The following is a 16,109-nucleotide window of genomic DNA, read 5'->3' on the forward strand; positions in this document are numbered from 1 at the left end:
GACACGCCGGGCGGGGTGACAACAACTTCATGATCAACGAGGTCGAACGCCGGGGTCACGGGAGCAGGTGCAGGTCTCCCAGGTTCGCCGACTCCAGGTCTTCGCGGATCACTGCCGCGTCGCCCTCCACGACCAGGGTCAGCGCCTCGGTGTGCAGGTGTGTGGCTGCCGCCGCGGAGACCTGGTCCACGTCGGCGTTGAGCAGTTCCTCGCGCAGCCGGGCGTGGTAGTCGTCCGGCAGGTCGTGCACCACGAGCGTGGTCAGGGCGGACGCGATCGCCCGCGGGCTCTGCAACTCGACCGAGAGCTGCCCGGCCCGCCAGGAACGGGCCACCGCCAGCTCGTCCTCGGTCACCCCCTCCGCCTGCGTACGGGCGATCTCGCCCACCGCCTCGACCAGGGCCGGGGTGGTGACCGCGGTCTGCACGCCCGAGCTGACCGCGAACCGGCCGAACCGTCGGGACGAGGCGAACTCGCCCCGGATGCCGTACGTGTAGCCACGCACCTCGCGGATCAGGTGGTTGAGCCGGGAGGTGAACGCCCCGCCGAGGACCGTGCCGGCGAGGGTCATCGGTACGTGGTCGGGGTGCGCCCGGTGCGGCGACGGGTGACCCAGCCGCAGCGTGGACTGCACCGAGCCCGGCCGGTCCACCAGGATGATCCGTCGGTCGGCGCGCAGCGGTACCTCGATCGGGCCACCCGACTCGGCCGGCCCCCCTCCGCTGCCGGCGAACGCCGCGGCCGCCAACGCGTCCAGGTCGATCCGGTCCAGGTCACCGGCGACGACCAGGGTCCCGGGCCGCAGGAACCACTCGGAGTGAAAGACGGTGATGTCCTCCACGTCCAGGGCGGCCACCGAGTCCGGGTCGCCGTACATCGGTCGTCCCCAGCGCGTGTCGGCGCCGAACAGGTCCGCACGCAGCGCCGCGTCGGCGCGCGGGCCGGGGTTGGCCCAGTCCATGCGCAGCGCGTTCGCCTCGTCGTCGCGGACCCGCCGCACGTCCGCCGGGTCGAGCCGGGGCGTCCGGACGGCCTCGGCGAGCAGTTCCACGGCGGCGGTCAACCGGTCCACCGGGACCTGCACGCTGACCTGGAACGAGTCCCAGTCCAGCCCGGTCACCAGTTCGGTGCCCAAGGCCTCGATGGCCAGCGCGTACGCGGTGGCGTCCCGCTGCGCGGTGCCCTCCTCCATGGCCTTGGCGAGGACGCCGCCCAAGCCTTCCTTGCCGGTCAGCTCGCGGCCGGCGCCGGCGTCGAGCAGCAGCAGCGCGACGGCCAGGTTCTGACCGGGCAGGTGCGCGGCGACCACCTGCCCGCCGCCTACCGCGCGGCGGACCACCGGCGGGAACCGGTACGGGCGAGCGGCACCCGGGCCGGGACGGTCGGTGATCAGCGTCATGCGGTCTCCTCGGGCACGTAGGTCAAGGTCACCCGGTCGGCGGCGCCGAGCACCTCGGCGGCCGTCTCGGCGATCTGCTCGGCGGTCACGGCGAGCCAGGCGGGCAGCCGGTCGGCGGCCCGGGCCGGGTCACCGAACTGGGTGGCGTACCGGCCGAGCGTGTCCGCGCGGCCGTCCACCGTCGACATCTGCCGCCACCACGCGGTGCTCAGCAGCGCCTTGGCCCGGTCCAGCTCAGCGGCGGTGACCGGCACGGTGGCCAGCTCGTCGACGACCTCGGCGAGCCCTTCGGCCAGCCGTTCGGCGCTGACCCCGGGGCGGGCCGTGGCGGTGGCGATCAGCGGCGCGGGCGCGTGCGCGAGGTCCACCCCGTACGCGCCGACCAGGTCGGGTTGGGCGATCCGCTCGCCGTCCGCGAGCCGCTGGTAGAGCCGACTGCCCCGACCGCTGCCGAGGACGGTCGCGAGCACGGTGAGCACGTCGTACCCGGGGGTGCCGAACGGGTGACCACGGTGCGCGACGTAGACGCGCGGGGCGGGCACGTCGGCGGTCACCGTCTCCACCGCGGGCTGCCCGGTCGCCGGGACGTTGCGGCCGTCCGGCGCGGCCGGGATGTCGTCGCGGGCGGGCAGCGCGCCGAAGTACTTGTCGGCCAGCGCGAACACCTCGGCGGCCGTGGCGTCGCCGACGACGGTGAGCACCGCGTTGTTCGGCGCGTAGTACATCTCGTGGAACGCCTGGAAGGTCGCGAGGTCGGCGGCGTTCAGGTCGGCCATCGAGCCGATCGTCGAGTGGTGGTACGGGTGCCCCGGCGGGTAGAGCAGCGGCAGCAGCCGCAGCCAGGCGTCGCCGTACGGGACGTTCTCGTAGCGCTGTCGGCGCTCGTTCTTGACCACCTCGCGCTGGTTGTCCAGCGTCTCCTGGGTGAGCGCCGGGACGAGCCCACCCATCCGGTCGGCCTCCAGCCAGAGCGCCAACTCCAGATGCTCGGCCGGGACCGTCTCGAAGTAGTTCGTCCGGTCCGGGTTGGTGGTGGCGTTCAGCGAGCCGCCGGAGCCCTGGATCAGCTTCATGTGTTCGGTCTTCGCCACGTTCACCGAGCCCTCGAACATGAGGTGCTCGAAGAGGTGGGCGAAGCCGGTCTGCCCGGCCGGCTCGTGCCGGGATCCGACGTCGTACCAGAGGTTCACGGCCACGGCGGGCGCGGTCCGGTCCTCGCTCACCACCACACGCAGGCCGTTGTCCAGTCGGGACGTCTCGATGGGCCAGGGGTAACCACTGTCGGGCATGGCACGACGCTATCCGATCTCGCGGGCGGAAAGGTGACGTGTGGTGCGTCGGCGAGCCGACCCACCCGCGGGCCCGCATCGAGTCCGCCGGTCGGGGTACCGCAGGGGTATGACCCGTTCGAGCGCCCGTCCACCCGCGCGTCGCGCCGCCCGCGCCGTCGAACGCGCGAGCGCCGCGCTCGGCCGCCTGCGCCGCGGCCGGTTGCTGCATCCGGCGGGGGCGTCGTTCTCCGCCACGGTGACGATCTGGGGTACGCCCGGACCGCCCGTCGGGGTCGGCCTCCTGGACGACCCCGGTGAGTACGCGGGCACGGTACGGCTGTCCCGGGGGACGCCCACGCCGGGCGGATGGCCGGACGTGCTGGGCCTGGCGCTGCGTGTGCACTCCGGCCAGGGACGCCCGTTCGACCTGCTGGTCAGCTCCAGCGGTGCCGCTCCGGTGCTGCGGAACCTGCCACTGCCCCGCCGGGGCTTCTCCGGGACGTACAGCACGATCATGGGCTATCGCGCGGGCCGCCGCCGGGTGTGGTTGGCCGCGCTGGCCGACCCGGAGGCGGTCGACCTCGGTCGTACCCTGGCCGCCGTCACGGCCGCGGCCCGGACGGACGCGCCGCGCCTGGTGCTCGCGGTCGCGTCCGCCGTCGGGCCGTGGCGGCCGGTCGGCCAGGTCGGCATCGGCGTCCCGCTGGACGCCCGCCAGGACGCGGCGCTGGCGTTCGATCCGGTGCGCAACCTGCCGGCCGGACTGCGGGCGGCCGGTCCGCTCGCCTGGCTGCGCGAGCAGACCTACCGGGGGTCACGCCGGGCCCGCGGTGCGTCGGTTCAGTCCGGCGGCTCGACGGCCACCACGCTCTGATCGGAGGTACGCCGTTCCAGCACCGTGTCGGGGGCCGCGTTCTGGTCCGCCTCGCGCAGGTCCGATTCGGCGAGGATGGCCTCGGCCTGCGCCTGCGGATCGTCACTGCCCGCGGCGACCTCCTCGGGTAGGAGGTGGTGGGCGCGGGACTCCGCCCGCTCCTGATCGCTCTGCTCGTCAGTCATGGCACCCCTGTTACCCCGGGCCCGCCCTTCGCACGCGGTGTTCACTCCGCATCCTGGGACGAGGGGCCGGCGAGCCCCGCCCGGTCGGGTACGCTGGCCCGGTGATGAAGACGTATCCATGGTTTAGGCAGCCGGCTCGCACGCCGGTGACTTCACCATGATCTGACGTCACCACGGACCGAGCCGGCCGGGCAGGAGCTGTCGTTCCCGCCCCTCTGCGTACGAGCAGCCGGCTCGTCCCGGGCACCGGCCCCGGGCACGGTCGGCGAAAGGATGCCCACCGTGACGACCCCGGAGACCGATCGGGTCAGCGATCAGCGGATCGACCGCGTCGTGCCGCTGACCACACCCGCCCTGCTGCACCACGAGTTGCCCCTGGACGCCCCGCTCGCCGCGGCCGTGTTGAATCACCGCCGCGCCGTGAGCCGGGTGCTCGACCGCGAGGACGACCGCCTGCTGGTGGTCGTCGGCCCGTGCTCGGTGCACGATCCGGCGGCCGCGCTGGAGTACGCCGAGCGGCTGCGCGCCGCCGCCGACCGGCTCGCCGACGACCTGCTCATCGTCATGCGGGTCTACTTCGAGAAACCCCGCTCGACGGTCGGTTGGAAGGGCCTGATCAACGACCCCGGGCTGGACGGCAGCGGGGACGTCAACACCGGCCTGCGCCGGGCCCGGGCGCTGCTGCTCGACGTCCTGCGCCTCGGTCTGCCGGTGGGCTGCGAGTTCCTCGACCCGATCACCCCGCAGTACATCGCCGACACGGTGGGCTGGGGCGCGATCGGTGCCCGCACCGTGGAGAGCCAGGTGCACCGGCAGCTCGCCTCCGGCCTGTCCATGCCGATCGGCATGAAGAACCGCCCCGACGGCAGCATCGGCACGGCCGTGGACGCGATCCGCGCCGCGGGAGTGCCGCACGTCTTCCCGGGCATCGACTTCTCGGGCACCCCCGCGATCATGCACACGCGGGGCAACACCGATGGCCACCTGGTGCTGCGCGGCGGCGGCGGTCGGCCCAACTACGACGCGGCGTCGGTGGCGGGGGCGCTCGACCTGCTCCGGGCGGCCGGGCTGCCGGAGCGTCTGGTGATTGACGCCAGCCACGCCAACAGCGGCAAGGACCACCGCAACCAGCCCCTGGTCGCCGCCGACGTGGCCGCCCAACTGGCCGCCGGCCAGCGCGGGATCACCGGCGTGATGCTGGAGTCGTTCCTCCTGCCCGGCCGGCAGGACCTCGACCCCACCCGCGAGCTGGTGTACGGCCGTTCGGTGACGGACGCCTGCCTCGGCTGGGACGACACCGCCGAGGTGCTCGCCGAACTGGCCGCCGCCGTACGCGCCCGCCGGGCCACCCTGCCCACCCACGCCTGAGACGTGTGACGGCCGGCACTGCGGTGCCCGGAACACGAAGGGGCGAGGACTGGTTAACTGAGGTGTCGGTGTGCTCAGTGTCCCCGGGCCTCACCTAAATAGCCCTCGCGGAATACCGTTCGGCTGGAGCCGCGTCGCGCCACTCGCCGAGAGGCGACCTACACACCGACACCAGCGCCGCCCCCGGCTCACGAGGCCGGGGGCGGCGCTGTCTCTGCGCACGGGCGGGGCGTGACGTTTGACCGATTCCGGCCCGGGTAGCTGACCGACGTGACCGACGACGCATCCGTGGCCGACGAGCCGGACACCCGCGCCCTCGACGACCTGCTCGACGACATCTACCGGGGGCAGGAGCGCGTCACCCAGGCGGAGATCTACCGCCGGGCCGTCGCCGCCGAACTCCCGCCGGACCTGCTCGCCCGCATCGACGCGCTGCCCGAGGGCGAGTACGCGGTGGACGAGGCCAGCGACCTGCTGGGTGGCAGCGTCGGGTGAGCGGAACGAGCGCAGCCAGCGAGCCCAGCGACGCGAAGGGACGACACACGATGACGCACCACGAGGACCACGAGGAGAAGGTCCCGGCGCTGGGCCAGCCGCCGGAGGGCAGGGACACCACGCCCGAGCCGGACTTCGCCAACGAGCACGACCGCACGGCGGTGGACCGCGACATCATCACCGGCGCGGACGAGGACGAACGCGAGCCGGAGTCGCCGCACGGTTGGTCCGGCATGCAGCGTTGACGTGGGCACGACAGCGGGGGCCGGCGACATTCGCCGGCCCCCGTCGTGTCGTGCCCGTCGTCGGGTCAGTCGTCGTGTCCGCCCTCGGCGGCCTGCTGGGCCGAGGCGTACGCCATCTGGAGGAAGTCAGAGGCTGCGACGGCGGTGAGCGCGGTCGCCACCAGACGCGTCAGCCGGGGGGCGAGCACCAGTCCACCGGTGAGCCCCGTCGCCACCCAGACCGCCAGGCAGAACGGGCAGCTCAGCAACTCACCGATGGCGTGCCGGGTGGAGCTGCCGGAGTCGCGGACCTGCTCCATCACCTCGCCGCTGCCGATCGGCCGGTCGTACCGGGTGAACGGGGCCCGCAGCGGGCTGGTCACCGCGTCCTTGGAGAGCAGCCGGCTGAGCTTGTGGGTGGCGATGGAGAGCAGCACCACATCGGTGACGGCGGGACGCTCGGGTACCGGCCGCCCGGTCACCTTCACCAGGCCGGCGAGCGCTCCCGTGACGCCCGCGTAGGTGCCCATCGCCGCCAGGTAGCCGCCCAGTGGACGATGCTCGTGCGGCGCGTACGCCCGGCGCAGCCGCGCCACCCTCTGTCGCAGGCCAGAGTCGGTCACCGGTCTCCTTCCATGTCGTCGTGGTGCGAAAGTTCCGAACGGTCGGCGTGTCTCAACCGGCCTGGAGGTTGTCGGCGACCTCGCGGGCGAGGTTGGTCAGCGCCTCGTCGGCCAACTGGTCCGGGTCGGCACCCGAGCCGTCGGTCAGGTCGAGCTGGATCCGCGCGCCGCCGGAGTCGGCCGGATCCACCCGGATCTCGGCTGCCCAGTCGGCGTCGCCCCAGCGGGCCCGCAGTTCCTCCCCGCTGACCTCGGCCGGAGGGCTCCCGTCGGAACGCAGTGGCGCGGGCAACCAGGCCGAGGCCCGGGCCGGGTCGGTGGCCGTGTTGAAGACCACCTCGGGCGGCGCGGACATGCCCCGCACGGCTCGCGCCGCCATCAGGCGTCCCGCAGGCGGCTCGGGTCGATCTCCCGGCCCGGGTGGCGGGCCAGGTACTCGGTCTCCAACTCCGCGGTACGCCGCAGATGGTTCGCGAGCGCGGAATCCGCCGCGTGCCGCAGCGTGTCCAGCCTGGTGCGGTGCAGGCTGTGCATCTCGCGGATCAGATCGTCGTCGGTCAGCTCCGTCGGGTCGACGCCGACCTCGTCGCCGTCGAATTCGGCGCCGATCGCGTCGCCGTCGAGTTCCGCGCCCCCTGGGTCGGCGAAGTGGTCGCCGTTCCACTCGGGCATCCGCTGCTCCGGGCTCATCTCCGTACCGCCGCTGGACGCAAAGCCGTCCTCGCGTACCGATCCGGTCATCTTCGCCCCCCTGGTCTCGTTTGGGCTGGCGCCTAGACGGATGCCCAGCCGGGGTGACGCCAAACCATCCCGTCCGCGCACCACCTACGACACCGTGTCGGAGAGCGCCGCCGTCCCCGGTACCCTCGACGCCATGAGGTGGCTCTGGACCCCGGCGTGGATCGCACGTCACGTGGCCATGGTCGTGCTGGTCGGGAGCTTCCTCGGGCTGGGCTGGTGGCAGATCAGCCGGGCCACCGCCGGCAACAGCCTCAGCTGGGGGTACGCCGTCGAGTGGCCGATCTTCGCCGGCTTCGTGGTGTACGTCTGGTGGCGCGAGGTGCGCCTGGCTCGGCGCGCGGCGCAGGGCGTCCCGGCGTCTCCCGGCGCAGCGGCCGACGAGCCGGCCCCGGCCGTGAACGCCGACTCCCGACCGGCGGTACGCCGACCGGTGCGGGTGACGAGGGCGCCGGTCGACGCGACGCCCGGTGACGACGCGGCCCTGGCCGCGTACAACGACTACCTGTCATGGTTGAACGCCAATCCGGGCGCCCGGCCCGGTGACTATCCCGGCTGAGCCGGGCCTGAAGAAGGACGGACAAAGGTGGGCGCAGCCCTTACCCGGTACCGCGTGATCGCCTGGATCGTGGGCGTGGTGCTGATCCTGCTGGTCGTGATCGGTATGCCGTTGAAGTACGCGTTCGACAACCCGACGGTGGTGGAGACCGTCGGCCCGGCGCACGGCTTCCTCTACATGATCTACCTGGTGGCCGCGTTCGACCTGAGCCGCCGGGCCGACTGGCCGCTGAAGCGGATGCTCCTGGTGATGCTGGCCGGCACCGTGCCATTCGTCTCGTTCTACGCCGAGCGGCGCGTCACCGCCTGGCTCGACCGACCGGCCACCCGTACGCCGGAGCCGGTCGCCAGCTGACCAGGGCCCCGAAGGGCTGTCCGGTCAGCGGTTCGGCCGCCAGGGGTCGGTCGAGGCGAGCGGGTCGGTCCAACCGCCGTACCGGTTGACCTCCCGGGCGCGCAGCAGCGCCCGGGTGACCTGGCCGAACTGCCGCTCGTCGTCGGCGCTGAAGAGCAGCACCTCCGCGCCCCGGTGCCAGCCCCACAGCTCGTACGGCGGTGGCCGCCAGCGGTCACCGACGAGCGCGAGCGTGGCCGGCAGCAGGAGCACCGCGCCGAGGATGAGGTACGCCCCGGCGGTCAGCCGCTGTAGGCCGCCGCTGAAGCCGAGGAGCAGGCCGACCACGCCGATCATGGAGGCGGTGGTCACGACGGCCCGGACGGCGATCCGGTCGTGCGGCCCTCGGGTGGTGCGCAGGTGGGTCAGGTCGGGGATGCGGTAGCTGGTGCGACCGACGGTGAACCGGTCGACGGTGACGATGATGCCGGGTCGCGCGTAGAGCAGCGTGGACCTGGCACCTGGCACCGTTCGCTGCGGTCGCGTCGTTGCGCCTTCACGATTCACGGTTCCTCCCGCGGGTGCGGTCTGTCGGATCGGATCCCGCGACCACCGGTGTGAGTGTCCGGTGACGGGATTCCCGGCCCGGGCTCCATTGTGTTGGGGCGCTGCCACTCCACCTGGGCATTTACGGCAGACGGACCGCTCACCCCCTCGGGTGACATGCTCATGAAACAGCATCCATTTCATCTTTTATCGGTTATGGCGCGCTGTTAACCGTCGGCATGCGCCGGGAACGACGAAAGTCGTATATCGGTCAGAACCCCAGCAAGCGGACCTCGGAGTGCTTCACTCCCGTGTCGGAGGCCCCGCTGACGGTGTGGTTCCGCAGTGGCACTTCCTGCCACTTGGTCAACAATCGCCCCTGCTTCAACTGCGCAGCACAACCGTCCCGGGTTAGGTTGGGCAGGCCGGTCCGGCCCAGTGCCGTCCACCCGGACGACCCCGACCGGTGTCGCCGAGGGCGTCAGCAGCCCCATCGGCGGCCGTGGGAGAGGAGCCTCTCGCTCTTGTCATCCCTGAGAACCCTGCTGCGTACCGTGGCGCTGGTCGGCCTGTCGGCCGCCCTGATCGCCCCGACCGCGGCGGCGCACGCCGAGCCGTCTCCCGCCGACCTGACCCGCCGGATCGAGGCGTCCTCGGCAGAGCTGGAGCGGGTCGTGGAGTCGTACAACAAGCTCACGGAGGACATCAAGGTCAACAAAGCCGCGGTGGCCCGATTACAGGCCCGCATCGGCCCGCTGGAACAGCAGACCGAGCAGAGCCGGGCGGACGTCGCCGCACTCGCCAACAGCGCGTACAAGAGCGGTGGCCTCCGTACCGCCGACGCGTTGCTACGGCCCGGCGGCTCCGCCGCCCTGCTGGACCGACTCGGCACCCTCGACCAGCTGACCCGCCAACGCCAGGAGCGCATCTCCGGCTTCACGGACAACCAGCGGCGACTGCTCGACGAGAAGAAGCGGCTGGACGCCACGCTGGCCCGGCAGGCCGCCCAGGCCCGCGAGTTGGCGGCAGGCAGGACGCGCATCGAGAAGGACCTGGCCGAGCTGTACGAGCTGCGCCGGCAGGCGTACGGGGCGGCCACCGAGCGGCCCGCGCCCAAGTCGGCGCAGGCCGAGGCCCGGAACGTACCGGCGGTCGCCGGAGATGCCGGCGCGGCGGTGCGCTACGCCTTCGGTGCGATCGGCAAGCCGTACGTCTGGGCAGGTGAAGGGCCGGGAGGCTACGACTGCTCCGGGCTCACCCTGGCAGCCTGGCGGGCGGCCGGACGGTCGCTGCCGCACAGCGCGCGGATGCAGTGGGGGGCGGTCGCCCACATCGGTCGTGGCGACCTGCGACCCGGGGACCTCATCTTCTACAGCGGTCTCGGGCACGTCGCCCTCTACGTGGGCGACGGGCAGGTGATCGACGCGCCGAGCGCCGGTCGCAACGTGCTCAAGCGCGGCATGAACATGATGTCGATCCACGGGTACGGCAGGGTCCGCTAGCGCGGCCGATACGGCGACGGCCGGCGTCCCCCTATCGGACGCCGGCCGTTCGCCGTCATTACTACCAGGTCAGGCCGCCTGCAGCCCTTCGGCCCGAGCCAGCTCGCGGAGCCGGCCGAGGGCCTGGATCTCGAGCTGCCGGATCCGCTCGCGGGACAGCGAGAAGCGGGACGCGACCTCGGTCAGCGAGTGCTCGCGGCCGTCCTCCAGCCCGTAGCGGGCCCGCATGATGCCGGCGGACCGGTCGTCGAGGTGGTTGAGCAGCCCCTCGATGCGCTGCCGCTCGAGGCCGCTCAGGACGATGTCCTCCGGCGACGGCGCGTCGCTGTCGGCGACCAGGTCACCGAGGTTGGTGTCGCCGTCGTCGCCGACCGGGGTGTCCAGCGAGACCGTGTCCTGCGACCAGCGGCGCAGCTCGTTGACCCGCTCGACGGTGACGCCGAGCGATGCCGCGATCTGCTCCGGCTCCGGGTCGCTCCCCAGCTCACGGGTGAGCTGCCGGGTCACGTTGCGCATCCGGTTGACGTCCTCCACCAGGTGCACCGGCAGACGGACGGTGCGCTCCTGCTGGGCGATCGCCCGGCTGATGGCCTGGCGGATCCACCAGGTGGCGTAGGTGGAGAACTTGTAACCACGCTCGTAGTCGAACTTCTCGACCGCCCGCACGAGGCCGGTGTTGCCCTCCTGGATCAGGTCCAGCATGGGCATCCCGGAGCGTACGTAACGACGCGCGATCGACACGACCAGTCGCAGGTTGGCGCGGATGAAGAGGTCCTTCGCGCGCTCGCCCTCGGAGACCAGCCGGTCCAGGTCGGCCCGGTCGACACCGTCGGGAACGGCATCCTCGCCGAGCAGGTGCTCGGCGTAGAGGCCCGCCTCGATCGCCTTGGAGAGATCGACCTCCTTGGCGGCGTCCAGCAGTGGCGTCCGGGAGATCTCGTGCAGGTAGACGCCGACCAGGTCACGCTCCTCGGCGACCTCGTCGGTTCGCATGCCAATGTTCTTGTCCACGGTGCCCACGGTCCCCTCGCTCGCGCCGGTTGCCCGGTTCCTTGCCATTCCCCACGTCCGGTCAGCCCCTGGTAACTTCTGCTGTGCCCACCGGTGCTGACACCTACACAACAGATGAGACGTGTCCGGGATTCCATTCCGTGAGTCGAAAGTGTCACGAATGCCTGAGTAGTTGCTGAGAGCACGGTCCATGTTTGCTGTCAGCACCCGTCGGGTGGCGCGCCGCTGGGCACCTCGAACAGGCTGGTGGATCGACGAATCACCGATCGCCCGCACCATAGGCAACACCGCCCGCCGCGCTGGCACAGCGACCCGGGTCACCACCGTGCTGCGATCCTGGTCACTGCCAGATACGCAGCGCTGGACCGGTCGGTTCATCCACGAGGGTGTCATTACCCTCCGGCCCGTTGAACAATCCGGGGGCCCGTTCGCTTCCCGGGTGCGGGCGGGCTCAGGAGGCGAGCAGGGCGAGTGCGCCGCGCACCTGGTCCGCGGAGCGGGCGAGGGCGGCTCGCGCGGCCGTCACCCCGGCCCCGGAAACCAGGGTGACGAGCGCGGTCTTCAGGTCGCCGTCGGCCTCTCCGAGGGCCCGCCGGGAGACCTCCTCGGAACACCCGGTCGCCTCGACCAGGATCGAGATCATTCGGCCCCGGAGCTTGGCGTTGGTGGCAACCATGTCGATCATGAGGTTCGAGTAGACCCGGCCCAGGCGCACCATGACGGCGGTCGAGAACGCGTTCAGCACCAACTTCTGCGCCGTGCCCGCCTTCAGCCGGGTCGACCCGGTGACCACCTCCGGTCCGGTGTCCACCCCGATGAACACGTCGACCGACCGGGCAGCCTCCGCCTCCGGATTGGCGCAGAGCAGCACCGTCGAGGCACCCGTGGCGCGGGACGCGGCGAGCGCCCCGAGGACGTACGGGGTGCGTCCGCTGGCCGCCAGACCGACCACGAGGTCACCGGCACGCACACAACCGGCCGCTTCGAGCGCGCCACCCCGGTCGTCGTCCTCGGCGTCCTCCACGGCGCGCAGCATGGCGTCCGGGCCGCCGGCGAGGTGGGCGCAGAACCAGTCCCGGGGCGAGTTGAAGGTGGGCGCCAGCTCGGCCGCGTCGAGCACGCCCAACCGGCCGGAGGTGCCGGCCCCGAAGTAGTGCACCCGATGGCCGCCGCGCAGCGCCGCGACGGCCAGGTCGACCGTGGCGGCGATCTCGTCGAGCACCTCGGCGACCGCCGCCGGCACCCGTCGGTCGGCGTCGTTGATCACGGAGAGGACGTCCCGGGTCGACATCAAGTCGAGGTCGACGCTGAGCGGGTTACGCCGTTCGGTGGGCGCGGCCACCCGGACCGTGGGGCGGGTGGGTGGTGCTGTCATGTCCTTGTCCGGCTCGACCGAGCCGGGCGTCATGCCCGCCTCCGGCTCGCGCCCACCCGGTGTGACTGGACCGCCTCGGCGGTCGCCTCGAGGGCCTTGCGGGCCCGGGACCGGTTGCGGGCGGCCACCCCGACGAAGAGGCAGTCGACGACGGTGAGCTGCGCCAGACGGCTGGCCGTGGCACCCGAGCGGTAGGTCGTCTCGCGGGCCGCGGTGGTCAGGACGAAGTCGGCGACCTCGGTGATCGGCGAGCGCGGGAAGTTGGTCAGCGCCACGGTGCTCGCGCCGCGCGTCCGGGCCTGTTCCAGCACCTCGATCACGTCCGAGGTGGTGCCGGTGTGCGAGATGCCGATCGCCACGTCGCCACGACCGAGCAGGGCGGCCGAGGTCAGCGCGGTGTGCACGTCCGGGAAGTAGAACGCGATCCGGCCGATGCGGTGCAGCTTCTGCTGGAAGTCCGAGGCGACGAACCCACTGGCCCCGGCGCCGTAGATGTCGATCCGGCCAGCGCCGGCGATCGCCTCGACGACCTGCTCGCAGACGGCCGGGTCGAGCTGTTCGGCGGTCTCCTCGACGGCTCGTGCGTCGTTGAACGCGATGGTGGCGATGATCTGGGCGAGATCGGCGCCGGGCGGGATGTCCCCACCGACGACCCGGGCGTCCGGAGGTTCCACGCGGCGGGCGGCCTCGGCGGCGAGCCGGATGCGCAGCTGCGGGTAACCGTCCATGCCGACCGACCGGCAGAACCGGATGACGGTCGCCTCGGATGTCTCCGCTGCGGTGGCGAGGTCGGTGATGGTCCTCCGCGCGGCGGCGGCCGGGTCGGACACGACAAGTCGGGCGACCCGCTGCTCGGCGGGCGACAGCGACGGCAGCAGCCCACTGATGTGGACGATCAGTCCACCGGGCTCGTGACTCGCAGAAAGCTTCGGACTCTTCGCCACGGGTGAAACTTACTTTCACCAAGCGTGAGCGTCAACCATCACCATCTGTGGTGGGAAAGTGTCGACGATCCGGATCACGCCTTTCGCACAGCGTGCCACGTACCCAGGATCGCCGCCTCATCCGCCGGGTCGAGTCCACCCTGCGGTACGTCGTCCGGGTAGGCACTCATCCAGGAGGCCGTCGCCCGAACGGTGTCGGCGAGCGGACGGACGACCAGCCCGGCGGCCAGGGCCGCGGAGACGTCCCGGTCCATCAGGCCGGCGGACTCTGGCAGCCGTACCCACAGTGGCAGCGCCCGCTCCCCCCACCACTCGCGTACGTCGTGCGCGCGCAGGAAGTCCTGGTCGACCCAGGTGAGACGGGGATCGGCGACCCCCAGCCCGGCGGCCACCCCGGTCAGCATCTCCGCCCGGGACATCGCCGGGCCGGTCCCGTCGTACGTGCCACCGAGCCCGGTGTCGGCGGCGTGCAGCAGCCAACCGGCCAGATCCTCGACGTCCACAAACTGCACGCGGTCGGTCGGCTCCCCCGGCGCGAGAACCTCACCGCCACGGGCCAGCCGCCGCACCCAGTACGGGAAGCGGTTGCTCGAATCCTCCGCGCCGACGATCAGCCCGGCCCGGCAGAGGAACGACCTGTCCACACCCATCCGCTCGCGTACCAGCTGCTCGATGGCGACCTTGCACTCGCCGTACCAGCGGAAATCCGGGCCCGGTCCGTCCACGTCCGACGGCGGGGGCGGCAGCAGCGGGGCGTCTACCGCACGCTGACCCGGGGTCGCGTTGTCCGCGTACACCGACATCGTCGACACGAACGACCAGTGACCGACGTGGTCGGCCAGTGCGGCGAGGGCGTACCGGGCGTGGCTGATCTGGCGGGTCACGTCCACCACCGCGTCGAAAGCCTGGCCGGCGAGCGGTGTCAGCGCCGCCGGATCGTCGCGGTCCACCGACACGAACCGCACCCCCTCCGGTACGGCGCCGGACACGCCCCGCGCCGCGCACGTCACCTCATCCCCCCGCGCGACAGCGAGCCGAGCCACCGCCCGCCCAAGAAATCGAGTGCCTCCGAGAACAAGAATCCGCGCCATCGCCCGATCCTGCGCCATCCCACCCCGAAAGACCCCACCCGTCTGCCGACAGCAGACAGCCCCGACCCCAACCCCAACCCCGGCCCCAACCCCGGCCCCAACCCCGGCCCCAAGGGCTCGTCGATCATGAAGTTATCGGCACGACACGCCGGCCCGGAGGGCAACAAGGGCCTGTCTCGCTAAAGGTGTTTCCGGCGATCTTGGTTAGTAAGTTTCAGCGGCTGGGAAGCGGTCGCTGAAGGTGATGGCAAAGGCGTTCAGGGCGGGTTTCCAGCGCATCGTCCATCGGGTTCGGCCTGCCCCGGTGGGGTCCAGGGATCGGGTTACCAGGTACAGACACTTCAACGCGGCCTGCTCGTTGGGGAAGTGGCCGCGGGCTTTGACGGCCCGCCGGTAGCGGGCGTTGAGCGACTCGATCGCGTTGGTCGAGCAGATCACCCGCCGGATTTCGACGTCGTAGTCGAGGAACGGGATGAACTCTGCCCAGGCGTTGTCCCACAACCGGATCACCGCCGGATACCGGCTGCCCCACTTCTCGGCCAAGTCATCGAACGCCGCCCGGGCCGCCTGGGCGTTCACGGCGGTGTAGATCGGCTTGATGTCGTGCTTGAGCGCGTCCCAGTACTTGCGGGAGGTGAGCCGGAACGTGTTGCGGATCAGATGGATGATGCACGTCTGCACGATCGTGCGGGGCCACACGTTCGTCACCACCTCAGGCAGCCCTTTGAGGCCGTCGCAGACGAGGAAGAACACGTCCTTCACACCGCGGTTGCGCAGGTCGGTCAGCACGCTCATCCAGAACTTCGCGCCCTCACCACCGGTGCCGGCCCACAACCCGAGGATGTCCTTCTCACCGTCGAGCGTGACGCCGATCGCGGCATAGAACGGCCGGTTCGCGACCTGCCCATCGCGGACCTTGACCACGATCGCGTCGATGAACACCGCCGCGTAAATCTCATCCAACGGGCGGTGCGACCAGTCGGTCATCTCCTCGATCACCTTGTCGGTGATCCGCGAGATCGTCTCCTTGGACACCGAGGCGCCATAGATCTCCGCGAAATGCGCCGAGATCTCCCCAGTCGTGAGCCCTTTGGCATACAACGACAACACGACCTCGTCGACTCCGGAGAGCCGGCGCTGCCGCTTGCGGACGATCTGCGGCTCGAACGTGCCGGCCCGGTCCCGGGGCACGTCGATCTGCACCGGACCGGTGCTGTCGGTCAGCACCGTCTTCGCCCTGGTGCCGTTACGGACGTTGCCCGACCCGGCACCGACCTGATCGTGTTTCTCATAGCCGAGGTGCTCGGTCATCTCCTCGTTCAACGCGGTCTCCAGGACCGTCTTGGTCAACTGCTTGAGCAGCCCGTCCGGGCCGGTCAACGACAGCCCCTGTTCCTTCGCGGCCCGAACCAGCTCAGCGGCCGCCTTCGCCTCCGCCGACGGCTCGGGCCGCTTCCTACGTCCGGTCTGGTCGTTCAGTGTCGCGGTCATCACGGCACCCTCCTCACCAGGCACAACGCCCGGCAGGTCAGGCCGGAAACACCGTTAGATCCACAGACCCGGCAACAACT

The 16,109-nt window shown here is 71.5% G+C and carries 19 protein-coding genes; 7 read left to right on the forward strand and 12 right to left on the reverse strand.

Annotated features, from left to right (window positions below):
• Positions 1-55: 55 nt before the first annotated feature.
• Positions 56-1,399, reverse strand: a complete 1,344-nt coding sequence (locus ACN269_RS13755; protein WP_421472818.1) for a M16 family metallopeptidase — start codon at positions 1,397-1,399, stop codon at positions 56-58.
• On the reverse strand, positions 1,396-2,688 hold the full coding sequence (locus tag ACN269_RS13760) for a M16 family metallopeptidase (protein ID WP_421472819.1): 1,293 nt from the start codon (positions 2,686-2,688) through the stop codon (positions 1,396-1,398). Before ACN269_RS13760 ends, ACN269_RS13755 begins: the two co-directional genes overlap by 4 nt.
• A gap of 109 nt (positions 2,689-2,797) precedes the next feature.
• Here ACN269_RS13760 and ACN269_RS13765 point away from each other — a divergent pair, with 109 nt between their 5' ends.
• Positions 2,798-3,544, forward strand: coding sequence for a phosphodiesterase (locus ACN269_RS13765; protein WP_421472820.1), 747 nt, complete (start codon positions 2,798-2,800; stop codon positions 3,542-3,544).
• Here ACN269_RS13765 and ACN269_RS13770 read toward each other — a convergent pair.
• Entirely contained in the window at positions 3,511-3,729 is a 219-nt protein-coding gene (locus tag ACN269_RS13770) for a hypothetical protein (RefSeq protein WP_421472821.1), read from the reverse strand. The genes ACN269_RS13765 and ACN269_RS13770 overlap by 34 nt on opposite strands.
• Positions 3,730-4,002: 273 nt before the next feature.
• Between ACN269_RS13770 and ACN269_RS13775 the strand changes: the two genes are divergently transcribed.
• From ACN269_RS13775 to ACN269_RS13785, 3 genes are all read left to right on the forward strand, one after another.
• On the forward strand, positions 4,003-5,097 hold the full coding sequence (locus tag ACN269_RS13775) for a 3-deoxy-7-phosphoheptulonate synthase (protein WP_421472822.1): 1,095 nt from the start codon (positions 4,003-4,005) through the stop codon (positions 5,095-5,097).
• A gap of 261 nt (positions 5,098-5,358) precedes the next feature.
• Positions 5,359-5,592 (forward strand): hypothetical protein, encoded by a 234-nt coding sequence (locus ACN269_RS13780; protein ID WP_421476327.1) that lies wholly within the window; start codon positions 5,359-5,361, stop codon positions 5,590-5,592.
• Between the two features lie 50 nt (positions 5,593-5,642).
• Positions 5,643-5,837: a hypothetical protein gene (locus ACN269_RS13785; RefSeq protein ID WP_421472824.1), complete on the forward strand. Its 195-nt coding sequence runs from the start codon at positions 5,643-5,645 to the stop codon at positions 5,835-5,837.
• 65 nt (positions 5,838-5,902) lie between these two features.
• Here the strand turns inward: ACN269_RS13785 and ACN269_RS13790 are convergent, their stop codons facing one another.
• From ACN269_RS13790 to ACN269_RS13800, 3 genes are read right to left on the reverse strand one after another with little or no spacing between them, the layout of a single operon-like run.
• Positions 5,903-6,439: a DUF1360 domain-containing protein gene (locus ACN269_RS13790; RefSeq protein ID WP_421472825.1), complete on the reverse strand. Its 537-nt coding sequence runs from the start codon at positions 6,437-6,439 to the stop codon at positions 5,903-5,905.
• A 52-nt stretch (positions 6,440-6,491) separates the two neighbouring features.
• Positions 6,492-6,818, reverse strand: coding sequence for a hypothetical protein (locus tag ACN269_RS13795; RefSeq protein ID WP_355052227.1), 327 nt, complete (start codon positions 6,816-6,818; stop codon positions 6,492-6,494).
• Positions 6,818-7,180 (reverse strand): DUF6158 family protein, encoded by a 363-nt coding sequence (locus ACN269_RS13800; RefSeq protein ID WP_421472826.1) that lies wholly within the window; start codon positions 7,178-7,180, stop codon positions 6,818-6,820. Before ACN269_RS13800 ends, ACN269_RS13795 begins: the two co-directional genes overlap by 1 nt.
• Before the next feature lie 133 nt (positions 7,181-7,313).
• On the opposite strand from ACN269_RS13800, the gene ACN269_RS13805 reads away from it, so the two are divergent.
• Positions 7,314-7,736, forward strand: a complete 423-nt coding sequence (locus ACN269_RS13805) for a hypothetical protein (RefSeq protein WP_421472827.1) — start codon at positions 7,314-7,316, stop codon at positions 7,734-7,736.
• 27 nt (positions 7,737-7,763) lie between these two features.
• Positions 7,764-8,090 carry a DUF3817 domain-containing protein gene (locus tag ACN269_RS13810; protein WP_421472828.1) on the forward strand — a complete coding sequence of 109 codons (327 nt, stop codon included), beginning with the start codon at positions 7,764-7,766 and terminating at the stop codon, positions 8,088-8,090.
• Between the two features lie 24 nt (positions 8,091-8,114).
• Here the strand turns inward: ACN269_RS13810 and ACN269_RS13815 are convergent, their stop codons facing one another.
• Positions 8,115-8,597 carry a DUF6232 family protein gene (locus tag ACN269_RS13815; RefSeq protein ID WP_421472829.1) on the reverse strand — a complete coding sequence of 161 codons (483 nt, stop codon included), beginning with the start codon at positions 8,595-8,597 and terminating at the stop codon, positions 8,115-8,117.
• Between the two features lie 542 nt (positions 8,598-9,139).
• Here ACN269_RS13815 and ACN269_RS13820 point away from each other — a divergent pair.
• Positions 9,140-10,117, forward strand: a complete 978-nt coding sequence (locus tag ACN269_RS13820) for an NlpC/P60 family protein (RefSeq protein ID WP_421472830.1) — start codon at positions 9,140-9,142, stop codon at positions 10,115-10,117.
• Positions 10,118-10,186: 69 nt separating this feature from the next.
• On the opposite strand, the gene ACN269_RS13825 is transcribed toward ACN269_RS13820, so the two are convergent.
• From ACN269_RS13825 to ACN269_RS13845, 5 genes are all read right to left on the reverse strand, one after another.
• Positions 10,187-11,176, reverse strand: coding sequence for a sigma-70 family RNA polymerase sigma factor (locus ACN269_RS13825; protein WP_421472831.1), 990 nt, complete (start codon positions 11,174-11,176; stop codon positions 10,187-10,189).
• Positions 11,177-11,579: 403 nt separating this feature from the next.
• Complete coding sequence (murQ, locus tag ACN269_RS13830) at positions 11,580-12,536, reverse strand: N-acetylmuramic acid 6-phosphate etherase (RefSeq protein WP_421472832.1); 957 nt, start codon at positions 12,534-12,536, stop codon at positions 11,580-11,582.
• Positions 12,533-13,447, reverse strand: a complete 915-nt coding sequence (locus ACN269_RS13835) for a MurR/RpiR family transcriptional regulator (RefSeq protein ID WP_421472833.1) — start codon at positions 13,445-13,447, stop codon at positions 12,533-12,535. The genes murQ and ACN269_RS13835 overlap by 4 nt, the downstream gene beginning before the upstream one ends.
• Positions 13,448-13,521: 74 nt before the next feature.
• The gene (locus ACN269_RS13840) at positions 13,522-14,556 is read right to left on the reverse strand and encodes an NAD-dependent epimerase/dehydratase family protein (protein WP_421472834.1); all 1,035 of its coding nucleotides are present in this window, start codon (positions 14,554-14,556) and stop codon (positions 13,522-13,524) included.
• A 186-nt stretch (positions 14,557-14,742) separates the two neighbouring features.
• Positions 14,743-16,029 carry an IS256 family transposase gene (locus ACN269_RS13845; protein WP_421470792.1) on the reverse strand — a complete coding sequence of 429 codons (1,287 nt, stop codon included), beginning with the start codon at positions 16,027-16,029 and terminating at the stop codon, positions 14,743-14,745.
• Between the last annotated feature and the right edge of the window lie 80 nt (positions 16,030-16,109).

The sequence above is a fragment of the Micromonospora sp. WMMD736 genome (genome assembly GCF_049179015.1).
Classification (GTDB): domain Bacteria; phylum Actinomycetota; class Actinomycetes; order Mycobacteriales; family Micromonosporaceae; genus Micromonospora.